The following is a 17,554-nucleotide window of genomic DNA, read 5'->3' on the forward strand; positions in this document are numbered from 1 at the left end:
TCGATGTGTTTGCGGGAAAAAAATCGGCCCAGATCCGCGAAATTTTAATCAGCGAGTCAGCTTGGGAAGAAATGACCTGCTTATTCGCACCTTCCCTAACAGGGTTTTATTCATCTCCGTCGCCATGGCAATAAATGCCCGGGTAATATTTGGCAAATTATTTGCCTGGGTGGACACTGACATTAATGACACGGAATCAAAATACGTATTTTGCTTAATAGTAACGCTGACTGGCATAGTCGGCTCCATGACCAAATGGCCGGTTAGTAATCTTTCTCGACAGCAAAATAAGCGCCCGGGATACCGCAGGCCTGGTATTACGGATAAATAGTATTACGGGCGAATGGTGTAATAAGTGGATCAGGTAACAGGTAACAGGTAACAGGTAACAGGTAACGGCGGGCGGAATTACCCCGCGCCCGCCGCCAGCAACTGGGTTGCTATTGCCTCAAAACCCCGCTCTCTGGCCAGCGCCAGCGGCGTTTTGCCGTATTTATCGGTCATCGTCGGGTTTGCCCCGTGGGCCAGCAGCAACGCAATAATCTGTTGCTGGCGTTCACCGCCATCTCCCAGCACAATCGCCTCCAGCAGCGGCGTCCAGCCCACAAAATTGGTGTGGTTGACGTTAATGGCAGTATGGGCCAGCAGCTCTTGTACCACTTCCAGATGCCCTTTCTCACAGGCCGGGGTTAAGCCCACGCCGCCAAACCGCGTCAGGCGCATCAGGTCCGGCCTGGCGGGCAACACCAGGCGCAGTAATATCACGTCGTTAGTCAGGCAGCTAATTAAGAAGGGGTTAAAACAGGTTTCATCCTGGTGATTAATATCGGCACCGCGCGCGATAAGCCACGCCACACAATCATAATGCTGATGCAAACTGGCATTAATAATGGCGGTACGGCCTTGTGGATTAGTCACATTAATATTGACGCCCCGGGACAGGGCCTGCTCCATGGTGTGAATATCCCCCTGCTCTGCGGCAAGAAGAAAACGAATACTGCTATTATCCTCTGGCATATATCCTCCTGGTTATCTGCCCAAATAATAACCAGCAACAACAGAATAAGATATCCATGTAAATATCATTTACAGATAAATGCGCTGATTATTAAAAAGTATTCAACAACAGAATCAAACTGTGCGGAATCACACTTTTTTCTTTTTTTCATAGAAAACAAAGATAATGTCGTTAATGGATAGCCGACAAAATAGCATAACGCCCCATTGCTCCCCCTGACCCAGGCGGATGAAATACCGATTCCGCCACCGCGCTGGCCTACTCCCGTCACCTGAGGCCCCGTCGCCATGCATTCGATCTTCACAGAAGAAAACCTGCTCACCTTTACCGCCGCCGCCCGCTATGGCAGTTTCAGTAAAGCGGCACTGGAGCTGGGGCTGACCACTTCCGCCATCAGTTACACCATCAAGCGCCTGGAAACCGGGCTTGATGCCCGGTTATTTATCCGTAACACCCGCACTATCGAACTCACCGAAGCCGGGCACTATTTCTACCGTAAAGCCACCGAGCTGCTCAGCCATTTTGACGATACCCGCCACACTATTGACTCCATCGCCCGGGGAGTAGAGGCCAGGGTACGAATCTGTATTAATCAGTTGCTGTATACCCCACAGCACACCGCCCGCCTGCTACAGGCGGTGAAAAAACGCTTCCCCACCTGCCAGGTTGCGGTGATCAGTGAGGTGTACAACGGTGTCTGGGATGCGTTTATCAATCAGCAGGTCAATATCGCCATTGGCGCGCCGGATACGTTGTTATCAGGCGGCGGCATTGATTACACCGATATCGGGTTGATTCGCTGGGTATTTGCCATTGCGCCGGACCATCCACTGGCATTTTTACCGGAGCCACTGCCCGAGAGCCAGCTACGCCAGTACCCCAATATCATGGTGGAAGATACCGCCCATACCATCAGCAAAAAAGTCGGCTGGCTGCTCCACGGCCAGGAAACTATCCTGGTGCCGGATTTTACCACCAAGTGCCAGTGCCAAATCCAGGGGGATGGCATCGGCTTTTTACCGGAATATATGGCCCGCCAGGCCACCGGGGCCGGACTATTGGTAACGCGAAAAATCCGCAATCCACGCCAGGACTCCCCAATGCTACTGGCCGCCCGCCATACCTCATCCGGTTATGTCACCCAGTGGATCCGTAATCAGTTTTTACCCGGCGGTGTGCTGGCGCTTATTTACCGGGACCTGCTCGCCCAGCCGCCGGAACAAGACATCACACCCGGGCGTTAAAATGAAGATGGCTCGCCGCGCGAATATTTCCCGGCGGGGATCTGACGGGTATTTTTGCCGCCTGAGCTGGCGCGACGGCACGGAAAGTATTTACGGAAATAGCCACAATGGGCAGCAAAGAAATGGTTTTTACGTCGCAGATCAGCGGGATATATAAAGTAAGGAATGGCAGGGAAACATAATATTGCCCGGCAGTATACCGGGCAACAGAATCACAGCAGAAAGTCTTCCAGTTTCTGGCCAGCAGCAATTGCCTGGGCAATTGGCTTCGGCATCCGGCCCTGGCCGGTCCACTGTTTTTCTACCCCGGTGGTGTCGAGGTAGCGGTATTTCGGTGCCCGCGGTTTATTTTTCTTCGCCGGTTTATCACCCAAGACTTCAACCAAATCATGCGGGCTGATCCCGTCGGATTCCATCAGCTCCAGCCAGGTGCTGAGTTTCTCTTCATGTTGCTGGCGTTCTTGCTCTGCTGCGGTGATCTCCTGACGTCTTTCTTCAGTGACGATCCTGAGTTTTTCCAGCATCTCTTCAAGCACGTCAATGGAGAAATCGCGACTATGAGCCCGTAATGTACGGATATTATTTAATGTCAGTAACGCCTGAGACATATTTCCTCTTACTTTTACTACCTGAAAAAAATGAGCGGCTACGATACTTAATTATTTAATTAATTGCCAGCCGCAGACTCATGAATAGATGATATTTTAAACAAAACAACACATATTATTTTATCTGATAGCATTACAGCGCATCTTTTTCTGCTATTTTCCCGGAGTCATTATTTTTTGACACATAATGACAGTCACTGAAATAACATGTTCACGGCGATATATGGCGAATGGGACAGACGGATAAATTTCAGCCAATTGATGGCGATAATTGCGGCAAATATCGTAGCGGGCTGCAGAATAAATACCACTTAATACCCGCTACGCTATCTCTGTTTTCTTTTAAGATAAGATGTTTAGCGCCCTTTTTCATAACCTGCTAAAAAGAAACGTAACGCCATGTCATTATTTACTTCCGTGAAGAAATCACCGACCAGATCTTTATCCAGTTGATAACGGCGGGTAAGTACCCCGGCCTCCCAGGCGGCCTGCTGGCGGTTACCGGTCTGCTCACTGATGCGGTGGGTATACCCCAGTACAAAACCGCGCCGGTAATCGGAACAAAAGCGGGTCACATCTGCCGCACCGCTCGCTGAATGGGCGTTAAGCCCGGCCATCAGCCCCTTGCCAAAATGGTTGTTCATGATCATCTCTCCAAACGTTATATAAAAAATTATATAACGTTTTTTCGGCAAGGTGATATCAGTTTTATTCGTGCCGGGGTAGCGCCGGGGTGCTGGCATTTCATCCCGGCAGAAAAACCAGATATTTAACTGCCTGATAGGCTTATGGACGATTTTATGTTCTGTTGCTCACCCGGGGGCTTCCGGGCAGATTTTAGTGCTGTTTTTGGCCATTTACGTTGCGGATGTATTCCGCATTATTTGTATGATAAAAATACAATGCATTGAATTAATTAACTATTAATAAGTGTGCCAACAAATATGGGGTAACAACCGACAATCCGTGCTCAGGAGAGCATTTTGTCTATCAAAAGCGAATAAATAAAAACTTTCCGCTAATTGAAAGAATGAAAACAGCCATATAACCTATCGCAAAAGCAAAGGTGCCAACATAACACCATAAACCTGGTTATTGGCCGCTATTTATTACTGTAAGATGGAGCAGTATCGCTATGTTTTCCCGTGAATCCCGTCTGCGCCATGCCGCCGCCGATATTTTTGCTATGGTGGTGTATTGTTTTGTAGTGGGAATGGCTATTGAGATACTGCTCTCCGGCATGAGCTTCCAGCAGTCGCTATCGTCGCGTCTGGTGTCAATTCCGGTGAATATTTTTATTGCCTGGCCCTATGGCCTGTACCGTGACAGCTTTATGAAGCTGGCAAAACGCGGGGGGAATACCACCTGGATGCGTAGCCTGGCGGATATTATGGCGTATGTGACATTCCAGTCACCGGTATATGCCGCCATTTTGTGGTCCGTGGGTGCCGACAGCCAGCAAATCATTGCGGCAGTCAGTTCTAACGTCGCCGCCACCATGCTGATGGGCGCCGCTTATGGGTATTTCCTCGATTATTGCCGCCGCCTGTTCCGGGTACAGGGTTACACCACCAGCCGCGCCTGAACGCGGCCAGCCACCAGACAACAGAGACTGGCACAAGCCAGTCTCACTGTTAGTGTTGATCCCCAAATAACCCCGAAATATACCGTTCCAGCGCAATGCGTGAACTGAAACCATGGGGAATACCGTAGTGTTCCCGGGCTTCACCGCCAGCCGCCAGTGGAAATTGCTCATAATGATCGCAGGTCTTCGTTTCTGAAGCGGGCTCTGCGAGCGTGCTGCTGCGTTCTTTAAGCATCGGATGGATCACCAGCGCAGTGCGCCCCATACGCGCCTCGCGGTTCACGTATACGTAGTTATCCCCCCGACGATATCCATACGCTTTTGGCGTAACAACGTCCATGGTAAATCCTGATTTCTCCAGAACGCGAGCCACCTCATCAGGTCGTAAATACATTCTCATTCCTCATTATTTTTTTTACTGCTTTATAACACTACTCTATTGAGCATTAGCAAGGCTTTCGGAAAAGTCCACAAACTCACCTCAACACAACGGTTACGTCTACACTTAATAGCTCACGCTCACAACCTGGAGAATGGAATGGCGAATAAAACCCCCCGTGATCTTGATGATGACACCGCAGATCTTACTAACGATGCCAGCCAGCTGGCAGACACCCTGGAAGAGGTGCTGAAGTCTTTCGGAAGTGATGCCAAAGAAGGTGCAGAGGAGGCCCGTCAGCGAGCCGAGGCCCTGCTAAAAGAGACCCGGGCAAGGCTTAATGGCCGCGGGCGTATCCATCAGGCGGCGAAAGATGCCGTAAGCAGCACCGATAATTTTGTCCGCGACAAGCCCTGGTGCAGCGTGGGGACGGCTGCCGCCATCGGTCTGTTTGTCGGTGTGCTGTTAGGAACCCGCCGCTGATTGCGGCGCTAAATGATAGCCCGCCGTAACTGGCGGGCCGCTTGTTGCGCCTCACCCAAAGAGGCCAGGTTAGTAAAACTCATGATCAACCCGCCCTTCCCGGGCGGAGCATCCCGGAACCAATGGCTCAGCGCCTGAACGGCAAGCCCAGCATCATTGGCGCGCTGCGCCAGCGCCCGGTCATCCCCGGCAATCTCAATCACCAGTTGGATCCCCCCGGCCTGCGCCACCACCTCAAACCCCTGTTCGCGAAGCGCTGTCTCCAGCCACTGGCGGCGGCTGGCATAGGCAGCACGCATCTTTTTCAAATGCCGCCAGAAGTGCCCCTGGGCAATAAAATCCCCGATAGTCAGTTGCCACAGCCGGGGGACCGGGCAAGGCCAGAGGGCCGCCTGCTGGCGAAAGCGCGCCACTTCAGAAACCGGGACCACCAGCCAGGCCGCGCGCAGGGCGGGATACAGCGATTTGCTAAATGACCCGGCATAGATCACCCGCTGGGGGGCATCAAGACTTTTCAGGGGCGGCAACGGTTTCCCCTGGTAGCGAAATTCACTGTCGTAGTCATCTTCAATAATCCAGGCCTGCTGGCGGGCCGCCCACGCCAGCAGTTGCCGCCGCCGGGGGAGCGACAACGCGACCCCCAGCGGGCTTTGGTGGGCAGGCGTCAGCAGCGCAAAACGCGCCGTGGGGTAATGACGTTCAGCGTAGCCAATATCCATCCCCTCGCCGTCTACTGGCACCGGGTGCATCACTATCTGCTGGTGAGCAATCACCGGGCAAATCAGCGGGTAGCCGGGATTTTCAACCCACATTCCTTCCCCTGGCTGCCCCAGAACCTGCAGCAGCATCTGCATTGCCATGGCATACCCGGCGGTAATGAAGATCTGTTCTGGCAGGCAATCAATGCTGCGCGACAGGCGCAGATAAGCGGCGATACTTTCCCGCAGGGCATATTCACCACCGGGATCGCCGGTGGTCAGCTCCTCACGGGTCTGGGTACGCAGGCGCTGCCCCATAATGCGTGACCACAGCCCCCTGGGGAACAGGTCCAGCGCCGGGACCCCCAGTTGAAAAGGCCGCAAGTGGCTGCGCTCACCGCCATAGTGCTGGATATCCGCCGTGCTGCTGGCCGCTGCCGGGGCAATACCGACAAAGGTCCCGGCCTGCCCGCGCCGTACCAGCCAGCCCTGGGCCACCAGCTCCCCGTAGGCATGTTCCACGGTGGTTCTCGACACCCCCAACGCGAGGGCCCAGACCCGGCTGGAAGGTAAACGGCTACCGGCAGGTAATTCACCATTAATAATCGACTGGATTATCTGGCGGGCAATTTGCCGGTAACGCGGCCCGGCCAGCGGGCCGTTATGGTCTGCTTTTTTCGTCATCATATGGCTCTCTTTTGCAGGCCATCATAATGCTACAGTGCCTGCAACTTTACGAGGAGTGAGAAATGACAACATTACGCCTGCCCTATTATGAACTCAGCACCGGTGCCTATAACGGCTTTTTACAGGCCAATAAGGCCCTGGCGGAAGGCCCGGTTGATCAGCAGATCATTGAACTGGTTTACCTGCGGGTATCACAAATTAACGGCTGTGCATTTTGCCTGGAGATGCACAGTACCGCGCTGCGTAAAAGTGGAGCCGCCCAGCAGAAGCTGGATGCGCTGGCCGGCTGGCGGATCAGCCGTCATTTTAGCCCCGCCGAGCGTGCCGCCCTGGCCTGGGCTGAAGATCTCACCAATATCAGTGCCACCCACGCCCCGGAGAGTAGCTGGCAGGAGATGGAGCAGCATTTTAGCGCCCGGGAAATCAGCGATATTACCTTTGCCATCAGCCTGATGAACGCCTTTAACCGCCTGGCCATCAGCATGCGCATGTAACCGGATTTCAGCGTACAGCCTACCCCACCGGGCATATTTTACGCCCGGTGTATTATTCTTCGCAAAACACCATATATAGAATGGTTGAACTTCTTTTAAACTACATCTAGTATTCACCTTATCAACACCACCGACCAACGACGCACTTCCGGCGCCGTGATTGTCATTTTAAATGGAAATACGAATCATGCGCATTAAGATTTACACTCGCAAAAACTGCATTCAGTGCTATGCCACTAAAAAGGCGATGGAAGGACGGAATGTGGACATTGAGATGATCAGCCTTGATGACCACCCGGAAGCAGCAGATTCACTGCGCGAGCTGGGGTTCCGCCAGTTGCCGGTGGTCATTACCGATAACGAAAGCTGGTGCGGATTCCGCCCGGATATGATTAACCGCGTCTGTGCCGCCGGGCACCAGCGCGTTTACCTGTGAGCCGCCAGTGAGCGGCCTGGTGTATTTCTCCAGCAGCTCCGAAAACACCCACCGTTTTGTTCAGCGCCTCGGGATGCCGGCTCAACGCATCCCGCTGGCAACGGGCGAGCGGCTGGCGGTGTTTCAGCCCTTTATTCTGCTGGTGCCGACCTGGGGCAATGGGGGGGCGCCGGGGCGGTGCCCAGCCAGGTTATCCGCTTCCTTAACGTGCCCCGCCACCGGCAATTGATCCGCGGTGTTATCGCCAGCGGCAACCGCAATTTCGGGGCGGCTTATGCCCTGGCTGGCAGCATTATTGCCAAAAAATGTCAGGTGCCCTTTCTCTACCGCTTTGAGCTGATGGGCACCCCCGAGGATATTGATTATGTGCGACACGGAGTAACTGAATTTTGGCAACGACAGCAGCCCGACAACGAACCGACCTGAATCAGGACTACCACGCCCTGAACGCGATGCTCAATTTATTCGACGAGGCGGGTCAAATCCGGTTTGAGAAGGATAAACACGCGGTAGAGGCGTTTATTACCCACCGGGTGCTGCCCAATACGCGCACCTTCCCGGATACCGCCAGCCGTCTGGCCTGGCTGGTCAGTGAAGGCTATTACGAGTCCGGGGTGCTGGATGCCTGGTCCCCGGCATTTGTGGCCGCACTGTTCGCAGACGCCAGCCGCTACGGCCATCAGTTCAGTACCTTCCTCGGGGCCTGGAAGTTCTACAACAGCTATGCGTTAAAAACCTTTGATGGCGAGCAATGGCTGGAGCACTTTACCGACCGGGTGGTGATGGTGGCCCTGACGCTTGCCCGGGGGGATGAAGCCCTGGCCCGGGCACTCACCGACGAGATGCTCAGCGGCCGCTTTCAGCCCGCCACGCCCACCTTCCTGAATGCCGGGCGCAAGCAGCGCGGTGAGTTAGTTTCCTGCTTCCTGCTGCGTATTGAAGACAATATGGAGTCCATTGGCCGGGCGGTAAACTCCGCACTTCAGCTCTCGCGGCGCGGCGGTGGCGTGGCCTTTTTGCTGTCCAACCTGCGGGAAGCGGGCGCGCCCATTAAACGTATTGAGAACCAGTCCTCCGGGGTGATCCCGGTGATGAAAATGCTGGAGGATGCCTTCTCCTACGCGAACCAGCTCGGGGCGCGCCAGGGGGCCGGGGCGGTCTATCTCCACGCCCATCACCCGGATATTCTGCGCTTTCTCGACACTAAGCGGGAAAATGCCGATGAAAAAATCCGCATCAAAACCCTTTCCCTCGGGGTGGTTATCCCGGACATCACCTTCCAGCTGGCAAAAGACAACCAGCAAATGGCGCTGTTCTCTCCTTATGATATTGCCCGGGTTTATGGCCACGCCTTCGGGGATATCGCCATCACCCCGCTGTACCAGACCCTGCTGGAAGATACCCGTATTCGCCGCCAGTACATCAGCGCCCGGGGGTTCTTCCAGCGCCTGGCGGAGATCCAGTTTGAGTCGGGTTACCCCTATATCATGTTTGAGGACACGGTAAACCGGGCGAACCCCATCGCCGGGCATATCAATATGAGCAACCTGTGCTCTGAGATACTCCAGGTAAATAGCCCTTCAGAATATGAAGATAACCTCGATTACCGCCATATTGGCCAGGATATCTCCTGTAACCTGGGGTCGCTGAATATTGCCCATACCATGGACTCGCCGGACTTTGGCCGCACCATTGAGACCGCTATCCGCGGGCTGACCGCGGTGTCGGAAATGAGCAATATCCACTCCGTGCCGTCGGTGGCGGCGGGGAATGCCGCCTCCCACGCCATTGGCCTGGGGCAAATGAATCTGCATGGTTACCTGGCCCGGGAAGGGATTGCTTATGGCTCCGAACAGGGGCTCGATTTCACCAATATCTATTTCTATACCGTCACCTGGCACGCCCTGCACGCGTCCTGTGCCCTGGCAAAAGCGCGCGGCCAGCGGTTTGCCGGGTTTGCGCAATCCGCCTATGCCAGCGGTGACTATTTTCGCCGTTATATCGAACAACGCTGGCAGCCCGCGACGCCAGAGGTAGCCGCATTGTTTTCCCGGGCGGGAATAACCATCCCCGATCAGGCCATGTGGCAATCACTGCGCGACGATGTGATGCAATACGGGCTGTATAACCGCAATTTGCAGGCTATCCCGCCAACGGGCTCGATCTCCTATATTAATCATGCGACATCCAGTATTCACCCGATAGCCTCAGCCATTGAGATCCGTAAAGAAGGCAAAACCGGCCGGGTATATTATCCGGCGCCCTACCTGACCAATGAAAACCGGGCGCTGTACCAGGATGCGTACCAGATAGGGCCGGAAAAGATCATCGACACGTATGCCCAGGCCACCCAGCACGTGGACCAGGGGCTGTCGCTGACGCTATTTTTCCCGGATACCGCCACCACCCGGGATATTAATAAGGCCCAAATCTACGCCTGGAAGAAAGGCATCAAAACGCTGTATTACATACGCCTGCGCCAGATGGCGCTGGAAGGCACCGAAGTTGCCGGCTGCGTCTCCTGTGCCTTGTAAGGACATCCTATGACTCCCCTTAACCGAATCAGTGCAATTAACTGGAATAAAATCCAGGACGATAAAGACCTTGAAGTGTGGAACCGGTTGACCACCAATTTCTGGCTGCCGGAAAAAGTGCCGTTGTCCGGCGATTTGCCCTCCTGGCATACCCTGAGCCACGCCGAGCAGCAGCTCACCATTCGGGTATTTACCGGCCTGACTCTGCTGGATACCATCCAGAACACCGTGGGGGCCCCTTCCCTGCTGGTCGATGCGCTAACCCCGCACGAAGAGGCGGTGCTCACCAATATCAGCTTTATGGAAGCGGTCCACGCTCGCTCTTACAGTTCGGTATTTTCCACCCTGTGCCAGACCAGCGATGTGGACGCCGCCTACCAGTGGAGCGAGGAGAACGCCGCGCTCCAGCGCAAGGCGGCCATTGTGCTGAGCCATTATCAGGCGGATGACGCCGGTAAGAAAAAGATAGCCAGCGTGTTCCTGGAGTCCTTCCTGTTTTACTCCGGGTTCTGGCTACCGATGTACTGGTCCAGCCGGGGCAAGCTCACCAATACCGCAGACTTAATTCGTCTGATTATCCGGGATGAGGCCATTCACGGTTATTATCTCGGCTATAAATTCCAGAAAGGGCTGACCGCTGCCAGCAAAGAACGCCGGGACGAATTACAACAGTTTGCTTTCGACCTGCTGATGACCCTGTATGAGAACGAGCTGGAATATACCCAGGATCTGTATGCCGGGAGCGGGTTTATTGAAGAGGTTAACCACTTCCTGTGTTACAACGCCAATAAGGCCCTGATGAACCTGGGTTTTGAGGCAATGTTCCCGGCGGAGATGGCCGCCGTCAACCCGGCAATCCTCGCGGCGCTCTCTCCTGGGTCCGATGAAAACCACGACTTTTTCTCCGGTTCGGGCTCCTCTTATGTGATGGGTAAAGCCACGGAAACCGAAGATCTGGACTGGGATTTTTAAGTCATCAATCCGTTAAAAATATACCAGTAAAAGGCCAGATCGCAGGTGTGCTGGCCGCACACCTGCCCGGTAACTTATTTCGCTAATAAAACACCGCAACCGCCGCTATATTTTATAAATATAAATGGCGATTATTTTTATTAATCGCCATTTTTTATACGTGGATTTTTCCTGGCGCACACCAATTATCAGCACCTGGCCACGGCGGGATTATCCCCCTGCCGGGCTAAATATCACCACCGCGCTGACAAAAATATCCTGCCTGACCCGATTGGCGCTCAGCCCTTATATGGCGGGGGATCAACAGTGATTCACCTGACAAGCCTGGGGCTTATATCAAAAATCGAGGGTTGCCTCAGCTCCTCAGTATGTTAGGGTATATACCGAACGTAATATTCCATCAGGGTAATAAAATATCGATAAATACAGGAATTTTTTTATTGCATGGCAATTAAATTAGAAGTAAAAAATCTTTACAAGATATTTGGAGATAACCCCCAGCGGGCCTTTAAATATATCGAACAGGGCCTTTCCAAAGAACAAATACTGGAGAAAACCGGCCTCTCCCTCGGCGTTAAAGACGCAAATCTGACCATTGAAGAAGGCGAGATATTCGTCATCATGGGGTTATCAGGCTCTGGTAAATCCACCATGGTTCGCCTTCTCAATCGCCTGATTGAGCCCACCCGTGGCCAGGTGCTGATTGATGGCGAAGACATTGCCAGCATATCAGACGCCGCCCTGCGTGAGGTTCGCAGAAAGAAAATCGCGATGGTATTTCAGTCTTTCGCCCTGATGCCGCACATGACCGTACTGGACAATGCCGCCTTCGGGATGGAATTGGCCGGGATAGCGGTGCATGAGCGCCGGGAAAAAGCACTGGATGCCCTGCGCCAGGTCGGGCTGGAAAATTATGCCCATTCCTGGCCGGATGAACTTTCCGGCGGGATGCGCCAGCGCGTAGGGTTAGCCCGGGCCCTGGCAATAAATCCAGATATATTACTTATGGACGAAGCCTTTTCTGCACTCGATCCATTAATACGCACCGAGATGCAGGATGAATTAATCAAACTGCAGGCGAAACATCAGCGTACTATCGTATTTATTTCCCATGATCTTGATGAGGCCATGCGCATTGGCGACCGGATTGCGATTATGCAAAACGGTGAAGTTATTCAGGTGGGGACCCCGGACGAAATTCTTAATAATCCGGCCAATAATTATGTCCGCACGTTTTTCCGCGGTGTTGATATTAGCCAGGTATTTAGCGCCAAAGATATTGCCCGGCGTAGCCCGGTGGGTATTATTCGCAAAACCCCAGGGGTTGGCCCGCGTTCGGCGCTGAAATTACTTCAGGATGACGATCGCGAATACGGTTACCTGATTGAACGGGCGCAAAAATTCATTGGTATTGTCTCCATTGATTCTCTGAAATCGGCACTGGCCGCAGGCCAGGGGCTGGACAGCGCATTGCTGGAAACCCCGCTGCCGATAGACGCTGATACGTCACTTAACGAATTACTGACCCATGTCGCCCAGGCGCCCTGTGCAGTACCGGTTGTGGGTGAGGATCAGCAGTACCTTGGGGTTATCTCCAAAGGGAGCCTGTTACAGGCATTAGACAGAGAAGGAGTAACCAATGAGTGATCAAGCGAACCCGTGGGATACCGGTAGCCAGACAGCGGCCGATACCAGCGCACAGTCAGCCGATGCCTGGGGAACCACCACCAGCGCCCCGCAAAGCGGCGCCGCGGACTGGCTACACAGCGCCCCGGCCCCGGAGCAAGCGCATTTCGATATTCTCGATCCCTTCCATAAAACCCTGATCCCGCTGGACAGCTGGGTCACCCACGGTATCGACTGGATAGTTGTCCATTTCCGCCCGCTGTTCCAGGGGATCCGCGTGCCGGTGGATTATATCCTCAGCGGTTTTCAGCATTTATTACAGGGCATGCCTGCCCCGGTCGCGATTGTGCTGTTTGCCCTGATTGCCTGGCAGATGACCAATGTCGGCATGGGGGTGGCAACCCTGATCTCCCTGGTGCTGATTGGCATGATTGGCGCCTGGTCGCAGGCGATGGTCACCCTCGCCCTGGTACTGACCGCGTTACTGTTTTGTATTCTCATCGGGCTACCGCTGGGGATCTGGCTGGCGCGTAACCCCCGGGCGGCCAAAATTATCCGGCCACTGCTGGATGCCATGCAAACCACCCCGGCATTTGTCTACCTGGTGCCGATAGTAATGCTGTTCGGTATCGGTAACGTCCCCGGGGTGGTGGTCACCATTATTTTTGCCCTGCCGCCGATTGTCCGCCTGACCATCCTCGGGATTAATCAGGTACCGGCGGATCTGATAGAAGCCGCCCGCTCCTTTGGTTCCAGCCCGCGCCAGATGCTGTTTAAAGTGCAGTTGCCCCTGGCAATGCCCACCATCATGGCCGGGGTTAACCAGACACTGATGCTGGCACTGTCGATGGTGGTTATCGCGTCGATGATTGCGGTTGGCGGCCTGGGGCAGATGGTACTGCGCGGCATTGGCCGTCTCGATATGGGGCTGGCCACCGTGGGCGGTGTGGGGATCGTTATCCTCGCTATCATCCTTGACCGCCTGACTCAGTCCATCGGCCGGGATGCCCGGACCAAAGGCAACCGCCGCTGGTATACCACCGGCCCTGTCGGGTTATTTACCCGCCCGTTCGTGAAATAAGCCACACCACATCATCCCTGCAGTGGCGGTACGCTGTGCCGCCCTGCCGCACCCGATTAAAAAGGAATAACGATGCGACATCCCGTTCTCTTCGCCACCGCCTTTGCTAGCCTGGTCTCCACCACGGCGTTTGCCGCCGATTTACCGGGCAAAGGTATTACCGTACAGCCAATACAGAGCACCATTTCTGAAGAAACCTTCCAGACCCTGCTGGTCAGCCGCGCCCTCGAAAAGCTGGGCTACACCGTAAAACAGCCCAGTGAAGTTGATTACAACGTGGCCTACACCACTATCGCCGCCGGGGATGCGACCTTCCTCGCCACCAACTGGAAACCGCTGCATGACGATATGTACAGCGCCGCTGGCGGGGATAAAAAATTCTATCGCCAGGGCACCTACGTCAGTGGGGCGGCCCAGGGGTACCTGATTGACAAAAAGACCGCGGAAAAATATCACATTACCCGTATTGACCAGCTCAGTGATCCGGCGCTCGCCAAATTGTTCGATACCAACGGTGATGGTAAAGCGGACATGACCGGCTGTAATCCGGGCTGGGGCTGCGAGGCGGTAATCAATCACCAGATTGATGCCTACGGCTTAAGTAAAACCGTGACCCATAATCAGGGTAACTACGCCGCCATGATGGCCGATACCATTACCCGTTATAAAGAAGGCAAACCGGTGCTGTATTATACCTGGACCCCTTACTGGGTCAGTGATGAGCTGAAGCCCGGCAAAGATGTGGTCTGGCTCCAGGTGCCGTACTCCGCCCTGCCCGGCGAGCAAAAAAATATCGACACCAAACTCCCCAACGGGGCTAACTATGGCTTCCCGGTCAATACCATGCACATTGTGGCGAACAAAGCCTGGGCGGAGAAAAACCCTGCCGCCGCGAAACTGTTTGCCATCATGCAGTTACCGATCCGCGATATTAATGCCCAGAATGCCATGATGCATGACGGCAACGCGTCGGAAGCCGATATTGCCGGCCATGTCGACGGCTGGATCAAAGCCCATCAGGCGCAGTTTGATGGCTGGGTCCAGCAGGCCAGCGCCGCAGCGGCTAAATAACCCCGCCTGCGTGACTCCTGCCGGGCCACCGGCAGGAGATTTGCCAGTTACACATCCTGCTACCTGACGGTTCTGGTATCTGGCCAGAGATCCATTATTATCTCTGCACATTTTTCTGATAATTACCCCGCTCATGACCAGACAACATACCGGATTAAGCCCGGCACTCACCCTGCTGATGTCCGTCGCCACAGGGCTCTCCGTCGCCAGTAACTATTATGCCCAGCCCCTGCTGGACACCATCGCCCATGCCTTTGGGCTCTCGATTAATCAGGCCGGCTTTATTGTCACCGCCGCTCAGCTGGGTTACGCCGCGGGCCTGCTATTCCTGGTGCCGCTGGGGGATATGTTTGAACGGCGGGCGCTGATTGTCGTGATGACGCTGCTCTCCGCCGGCGGGCTACTTATCACCGCCTCCAGCCAGACCCTGTGGGTGATGATCCTCGGTACCGCTCTGACGGGGCTGGTCTCGGTAGTGGCCCAGGTACTGGTGCCGCTGGCGGCCACGCTTGCCTCACCCGATAAACGCGGCAAAGTCGTCGGCACCATTATGAGTGGCCTGTTGCTCGGCATTCTGCTGGCCAGAACCGTGGCCGGTTTGCTTGCAGATATTGGCGGCTGGCGCACGGTATATTGGGTTGCCGCCCTGTTGATGGTGCTGATGGCGCTGGCCCTGTGGCGCGGCCTGCCGGTGGTAGCGCAAACGGCACAGCTTAATTACCCGCAGTTACTGGCCTCGGTATTCCGCCTGTTCCGCCGCGAGCCGCTGCTGCGCACCCGGGCGCTGTTGGGGTGCCTGATTTTTGCGGACTTCAGCATCCTGTGGACCTCCATGGCGTTTCTGCTGTCTGCGTCACCGTTTCACTTCTCCGAAGGGGTGATTGGCTTGTTTGGCCTGGCGGGTGCCGCCGGGGCCCTGGGGGCCAGGCCCGCCGGTGGGCTGGCGGACAAAGGCAAAGCCCACCACACCACAACATTTGGCCTGCTCCTGCTGCTGCTCTCCTGGGGGGCCATTGCCCTGGGGCAGTTCTCTGTGCTGGCGTTAATTATCGGTATCCTGGTGCTCGACCTGACAGTCCAGGGGGTGCACATTACTAACCAGAGCGTGGTGTACCGCGTGGCGCCGGATGCCCGAAACCGCCTCACCGCCGGCTATATGACCAGCTACTTTATTGGCGGGGCTACCGGTTCACTGATCTCGGCCAGTGCTTATCAGCACGGGGGCTGGAATGCCGTTTGCCTCGCCGGGGGCATTGTGGCGCTGCTGGCCGGGGTGGTATGGTGGCGTGGCTACCATCAACAACCAGAAATATCCGAATAAAATCAGGAAAAAACAATGAAATATACGTATTTTCAGCCTAACAGGACTATAAAGCTGCCAACTACTCTGATAATGTGATGTGTATCTATTCACGGGTGTGACTTTACCAACAGTTATGATGTATCAGGTAGTGATGGCCAGTTCTGTTGCCACAACAACGCGATTTTCACCCCGGGAGATGCGTTTTCCCGAGGGTGAAGAGCGTCATCTACCGCGTGTTATCCATTATGCAGCCCACCCCGTTATTTATTCTCCGCCCCCGTCAGCAGCACGCCCTCCCCAACGAACCATTACGGACTGGCTATCTGCAGACTGGCGGCGACAGGTTTTTATTGTGTTACCTACTGCTGTGCCTCGGGTCTGGTTTAGTGCCCAGCACCAGGCCAGCGACAGCCGGCATCTTACTTGAGACCACCGGTATTGCTGCGGTCTACGCATTACCAGTGGTGATTTGTACCCGCGAAGTTATGCAGGATTTCCGGCGTCTCTTCCCGGCCCTGGTCGGATTTATGGTACCCGGCGGCGGTGTTTATAAGTTGCGCAGCATAATAATACTGATACTGCTTAGCGCACTACGTTATGGATTAACCTGGACGCTTATACCAACGCCAAACCGCCGGTACTGATGTACCCAGATTAACATTTACTTTATTTGTCACAGTAGTTACTATGTCGACTGTAATTAATTGAGGTTATACCTAAAATGGATAGTTCGTTTACTCCCATTGAACAAATGCTAACGTTCCGCGCCAGTCGCAGCAGTGAGTTTCCTTATCAGGAAATTTTGCTGACCCGTCTATGTATGCACATGCAAGGGAAATTGCTGGAAAACCGCAACAAGATGCTTAAAAATCAAGGGATTAACGAGACGCTGTTTATGGCGCTGATTACACTTGAATCCCAGGAAGACCTGAGCATCCAACCCAGCGAGCTGAGCAGTGCTCTGGGGTCATCCCGCACCAACGCGACCCGTATCGCTGATGAGCTGGAAAAACGCGGCTGGATCGAACGCCGTGAAAGCGACAATGATCGCCGTTGCCTGCATCTGCACCTGACCGAAAAAGGCCAGCAGTTCCTGAATGAAGTGCTTCCTCCGCAACACTTGTGCCTCCACCAGTTATGGTCTGCCCTGAGTGATGAAGAACAAGCCGATCTGGAGAAGATCACCCGCAAACTGTTGATTCGTCTTGACGAAATGGATACGCCGGCATCATTAACTGAAATGTCCCGCTAGTAGTTCCCCGCGTTTTCTGATATCTAAACCTTTCTCAATCAAGGCCAGCAACTTTACGCTGGCCTTTCTGACTAAAAGACCAG

17 protein-coding genes and 2 pseudogenes are annotated in these 17,554 nt (G+C 54.4%); 13 read left to right on the forward strand and 6 right to left on the reverse strand.

Features of this window, described 5'->3' with window-relative positions; genetic code table 11:
* Positions 1-96: 96 nt before the first annotated feature.
* Together F9C28_RS20165 and F9C28_RS14160 are read right to left on the reverse strand one after the other, a co-directional pair.
* Positions 97-237, reverse strand: a pseudogene (locus F9C28_RS20165) (hypothetical protein); the annotation flags it as partial.
* Positions 238-408: 171 nt separating this feature from the next.
* On the reverse strand, positions 409-1,017 hold the full coding sequence (locus F9C28_RS14160) for an ankyrin repeat domain-containing protein (protein WP_199016007.1): 609 nt from the start codon (positions 1,015-1,017) through the stop codon (positions 409-411).
* Between the two features lie 288 nt (positions 1,018-1,305).
* Between F9C28_RS14160 and F9C28_RS14165 the strand changes: the two genes are divergently transcribed.
* Positions 1,306-2,262 carry a LysR substrate-binding domain-containing protein gene (locus tag F9C28_RS14165; RefSeq protein WP_199016008.1) on the forward strand — a complete coding sequence of 319 codons (957 nt, stop codon included), beginning with the start codon at positions 1,306-1,308 and terminating at the stop codon, positions 2,260-2,262.
* A gap of 212 nt (positions 2,263-2,474) precedes the next feature.
* On the opposite strand, the gene F9C28_RS14170 is transcribed toward F9C28_RS14165, so the two are convergent.
* Positions 2,475-2,870, reverse strand: coding sequence for an H-NS family histone-like protein (locus F9C28_RS14170; RefSeq protein ID WP_199016009.1), 396 nt, complete (start codon positions 2,868-2,870; stop codon positions 2,475-2,477).
* Positions 2,871-3,226: 356 nt separating this feature from the next.
* Entirely contained in the window at positions 3,227-3,514 is a 288-nt protein-coding gene (locus tag F9C28_RS14175; protein ID WP_199016010.1) for a DUF2623 family protein, read from the reverse strand.
* A gap of 491 nt (positions 3,515-4,005) precedes the next feature.
* On the opposite strand from F9C28_RS14175, the gene F9C28_RS14180 reads away from it, so the two are divergent.
* The gene (locus tag F9C28_RS14180; RefSeq protein ID WP_199016011.1) at positions 4,006-4,455 is read left to right on the forward strand and encodes an L-alanine exporter AlaE; all 450 of its coding nucleotides are present in this window, start codon (positions 4,006-4,008) and stop codon (positions 4,453-4,455) included.
* 49 nt (positions 4,456-4,504) lie between these two features.
* Here F9C28_RS14180 and F9C28_RS14185 read toward each other — a convergent pair whose 3' ends face one another.
* Positions 4,505-4,849 (reverse strand): DUF2002 family protein, encoded by a 345-nt coding sequence (locus tag F9C28_RS14185; RefSeq protein ID WP_199016012.1) that lies wholly within the window; start codon positions 4,847-4,849, stop codon positions 4,505-4,507.
* A gap of 144 nt (positions 4,850-4,993) precedes the next feature.
* On the opposite strand from F9C28_RS14185, the gene F9C28_RS14190 reads away from it, so the two are divergent.
* The gene (locus F9C28_RS14190; protein ID WP_199016013.1) at positions 4,994-5,317 is read left to right on the forward strand and encodes a DUF883 family protein; all 324 of its coding nucleotides are present in this window, start codon (positions 4,994-4,996) and stop codon (positions 5,315-5,317) included.
* A gap of 8 nt (positions 5,318-5,325) precedes the next feature.
* Here F9C28_RS14190 and pdxR read toward each other — a convergent pair whose 3' ends face one another.
* Positions 5,326-6,699 (reverse strand): MocR-like pyridoxine biosynthesis transcription factor PdxR, encoded by a 1,374-nt coding sequence (pdxR, locus tag F9C28_RS14195; protein WP_199016042.1) that lies wholly within the window; start codon positions 6,697-6,699, stop codon positions 5,326-5,328.
* Positions 6,700-6,764: 65 nt separating this feature from the next.
* On the opposite strand from pdxR, the gene F9C28_RS14200 reads away from it, so the two are divergent.
* The 10 genes and pseudogenes from F9C28_RS14200 (at position 6,765) to mprA (ending at position 17,471) form a co-directional block, all read left to right on the forward strand.
* Positions 6,765-7,196, forward strand: coding sequence for a carboxymuconolactone decarboxylase family protein (locus tag F9C28_RS14200; RefSeq protein WP_199016014.1), 432 nt, complete (start codon positions 6,765-6,767; stop codon positions 7,194-7,196).
* Positions 7,197-7,383: 187 nt separating this feature from the next.
* Positions 7,384-7,632: a glutaredoxin-like protein NrdH gene (gene nrdH, locus F9C28_RS14205; protein WP_269846430.1), complete on the forward strand. Its 249-nt coding sequence runs from the start codon at positions 7,384-7,386 to the stop codon at positions 7,630-7,632.
* A gap of 7 nt (positions 7,633-7,639) precedes the next feature.
* Positions 7,640-8,058: pseudogene (gene nrdI / locus F9C28_RS14210) on the forward strand (class Ib ribonucleoside-diphosphate reductase assembly flavoprotein NrdI).
* A complete protein-coding gene (nrdE, locus tag F9C28_RS14215; RefSeq protein WP_199016016.1) occupies positions 8,022-10,166 on the forward strand; it encodes a class 1b ribonucleoside-diphosphate reductase subunit alpha in 2,145 nt (714 codons plus the stop codon). Before nrdI ends, nrdE begins: the two are co-directional and overlap by 37 nt.
* Positions 10,167-10,175: 9 nt before the next feature.
* On the forward strand, positions 10,176-11,138 hold the full coding sequence (nrdF, locus tag F9C28_RS14220; RefSeq protein WP_199016017.1) for a class 1b ribonucleoside-diphosphate reductase subunit beta: 963 nt from the start codon (positions 10,176-10,178) through the stop codon (positions 11,136-11,138).
* Between the two features lie 444 nt (positions 11,139-11,582).
* Complete coding sequence (proV, locus tag F9C28_RS14225; protein ID WP_199016018.1) at positions 11,583-12,785, forward strand: glycine betaine/L-proline ABC transporter ATP-binding protein ProV; 1,203 nt, start codon at positions 11,583-11,585, stop codon at positions 12,783-12,785.
* On the forward strand, positions 12,778-13,845 hold the full coding sequence (gene proW / locus F9C28_RS14230) for a glycine betaine/L-proline ABC transporter permease ProW (protein ID WP_199016019.1): 1,068 nt from the start codon (positions 12,778-12,780) through the stop codon (positions 13,843-13,845). The genes proV and proW overlap by 8 nt, the downstream gene beginning before the upstream one ends.
* A 72-nt stretch (positions 13,846-13,917) precedes the next feature.
* Positions 13,918-14,916, forward strand: a complete 999-nt coding sequence (gene proX, locus F9C28_RS14235; protein WP_199016020.1) for a glycine betaine/L-proline ABC transporter substrate-binding protein ProX — start codon at positions 13,918-13,920, stop codon at positions 14,914-14,916.
* 133 nt (positions 14,917-15,049) lie between these two features.
* Positions 15,050-16,237, forward strand: coding sequence for an MFS transporter (locus F9C28_RS14240; RefSeq protein WP_199016021.1), 1,188 nt, complete (start codon positions 15,050-15,052; stop codon positions 16,235-16,237).
* A 703-nt stretch (positions 16,238-16,940) separates the two neighbouring features.
* Complete coding sequence (gene mprA, locus F9C28_RS14245; protein WP_199016022.1) at positions 16,941-17,471, forward strand: transcriptional repressor MprA; 531 nt, start codon at positions 16,941-16,943, stop codon at positions 17,469-17,471.
* The last annotated feature ends 83 nt before the right edge of the window (positions 17,472-17,554 follow it).

It is taken from the genome of Shimwellia pseudoproteus (assembly GCF_016415625.1).
GTDB lineage: Bacteria > Pseudomonadota > Gammaproteobacteria > Enterobacterales > Enterobacteriaceae > Shimwellia > Shimwellia pseudoproteus.

What these genes read in the sequence shown, in the direction of transcription:
- F9C28_RS14240 (WP_199016021.1), top strand. Translation starts at nt 15,050, where the DNA reads ATGACCAGACAACATACCGGATTAAGCCCGGCACTCACCCTGCTGATG.
- F9C28_RS14185 (WP_199016012.1), bottom strand. Translation starts at nt 4,849, where the DNA reads ATGTATTTACGACCTGATGAGGTGGCTCGCGTTCTGGAGAAATCAGGA.
- F9C28_RS14160 (WP_199016007.1), bottom strand. Translation starts at nt 1,017, where the DNA reads ATGCCAGAGGATAATAGCAGTATTCGTTTTCTTCTTGCCGCAGAGCAG.
- F9C28_RS14180 (WP_199016011.1), top strand. Translation starts at nt 4,006, where the DNA reads ATGTTTTCCCGTGAATCCCGTCTGCGCCATGCCGCCGCCGATATTTTT.
- F9C28_RS14165 (WP_199016008.1), top strand. Translation starts at nt 1,306, where the DNA reads ATGCATTCGATCTTCACAGAAGAAAACCTGCTCACCTTTACCGCCGCC.
- F9C28_RS14170 (WP_199016009.1), bottom strand. Translation starts at nt 2,870, where the DNA reads ATGTCTCAGGCGTTACTGACATTAAATAATATCCGTACATTACGGGCT.
- mprA (WP_199016022.1), top strand. Translation starts at nt 16,941, where the DNA reads ATGGATAGTTCGTTTACTCCCATTGAACAAATGCTAACGTTCCGCGCC.
- F9C28_RS14175 (WP_199016010.1), bottom strand. Translation starts at nt 3,514, where the DNA reads ATGAACAACCATTTTGGCAAGGGGCTGATGGCCGGGCTTAACGCCCAT.
- nrdH (WP_269846430.1), top strand. Translation starts at nt 7,384, where the DNA reads ATGCGCATTAAGATTTACACTCGCAAAAACTGCATTCAGTGCTATGCC.
- F9C28_RS14200 (WP_199016014.1), top strand. Translation starts at nt 6,765, where the DNA reads ATGACAACATTACGCCTGCCCTATTATGAACTCAGCACCGGTGCCTAT.
- nrdF (WP_199016017.1), top strand. Translation starts at nt 10,176, where the DNA reads ATGACTCCCCTTAACCGAATCAGTGCAATTAACTGGAATAAAATCCAG.
- proW (WP_199016019.1), top strand. Translation starts at nt 12,778, where the DNA reads ATGAGTGATCAAGCGAACCCGTGGGATACCGGTAGCCAGACAGCGGCC.
- F9C28_RS14190 (WP_199016013.1), top strand. Translation starts at nt 4,994, where the DNA reads ATGGCGAATAAAACCCCCCGTGATCTTGATGATGACACCGCAGATCTT.
- pdxR (WP_199016042.1), bottom strand. Translation starts at nt 6,699, where the DNA reads ATGACGAAAAAAGCAGACCATAACGGCCCGCTGGCCGGGCCGCGTTAC.
- proV (WP_199016018.1), top strand. Translation starts at nt 11,583, where the DNA reads ATGGCAATTAAATTAGAAGTAAAAAATCTTTACAAGATATTTGGAGAT.
- proX (WP_199016020.1), top strand. Translation starts at nt 13,918, where the DNA reads ATGCGACATCCCGTTCTCTTCGCCACCGCCTTTGCTAGCCTGGTCTCC.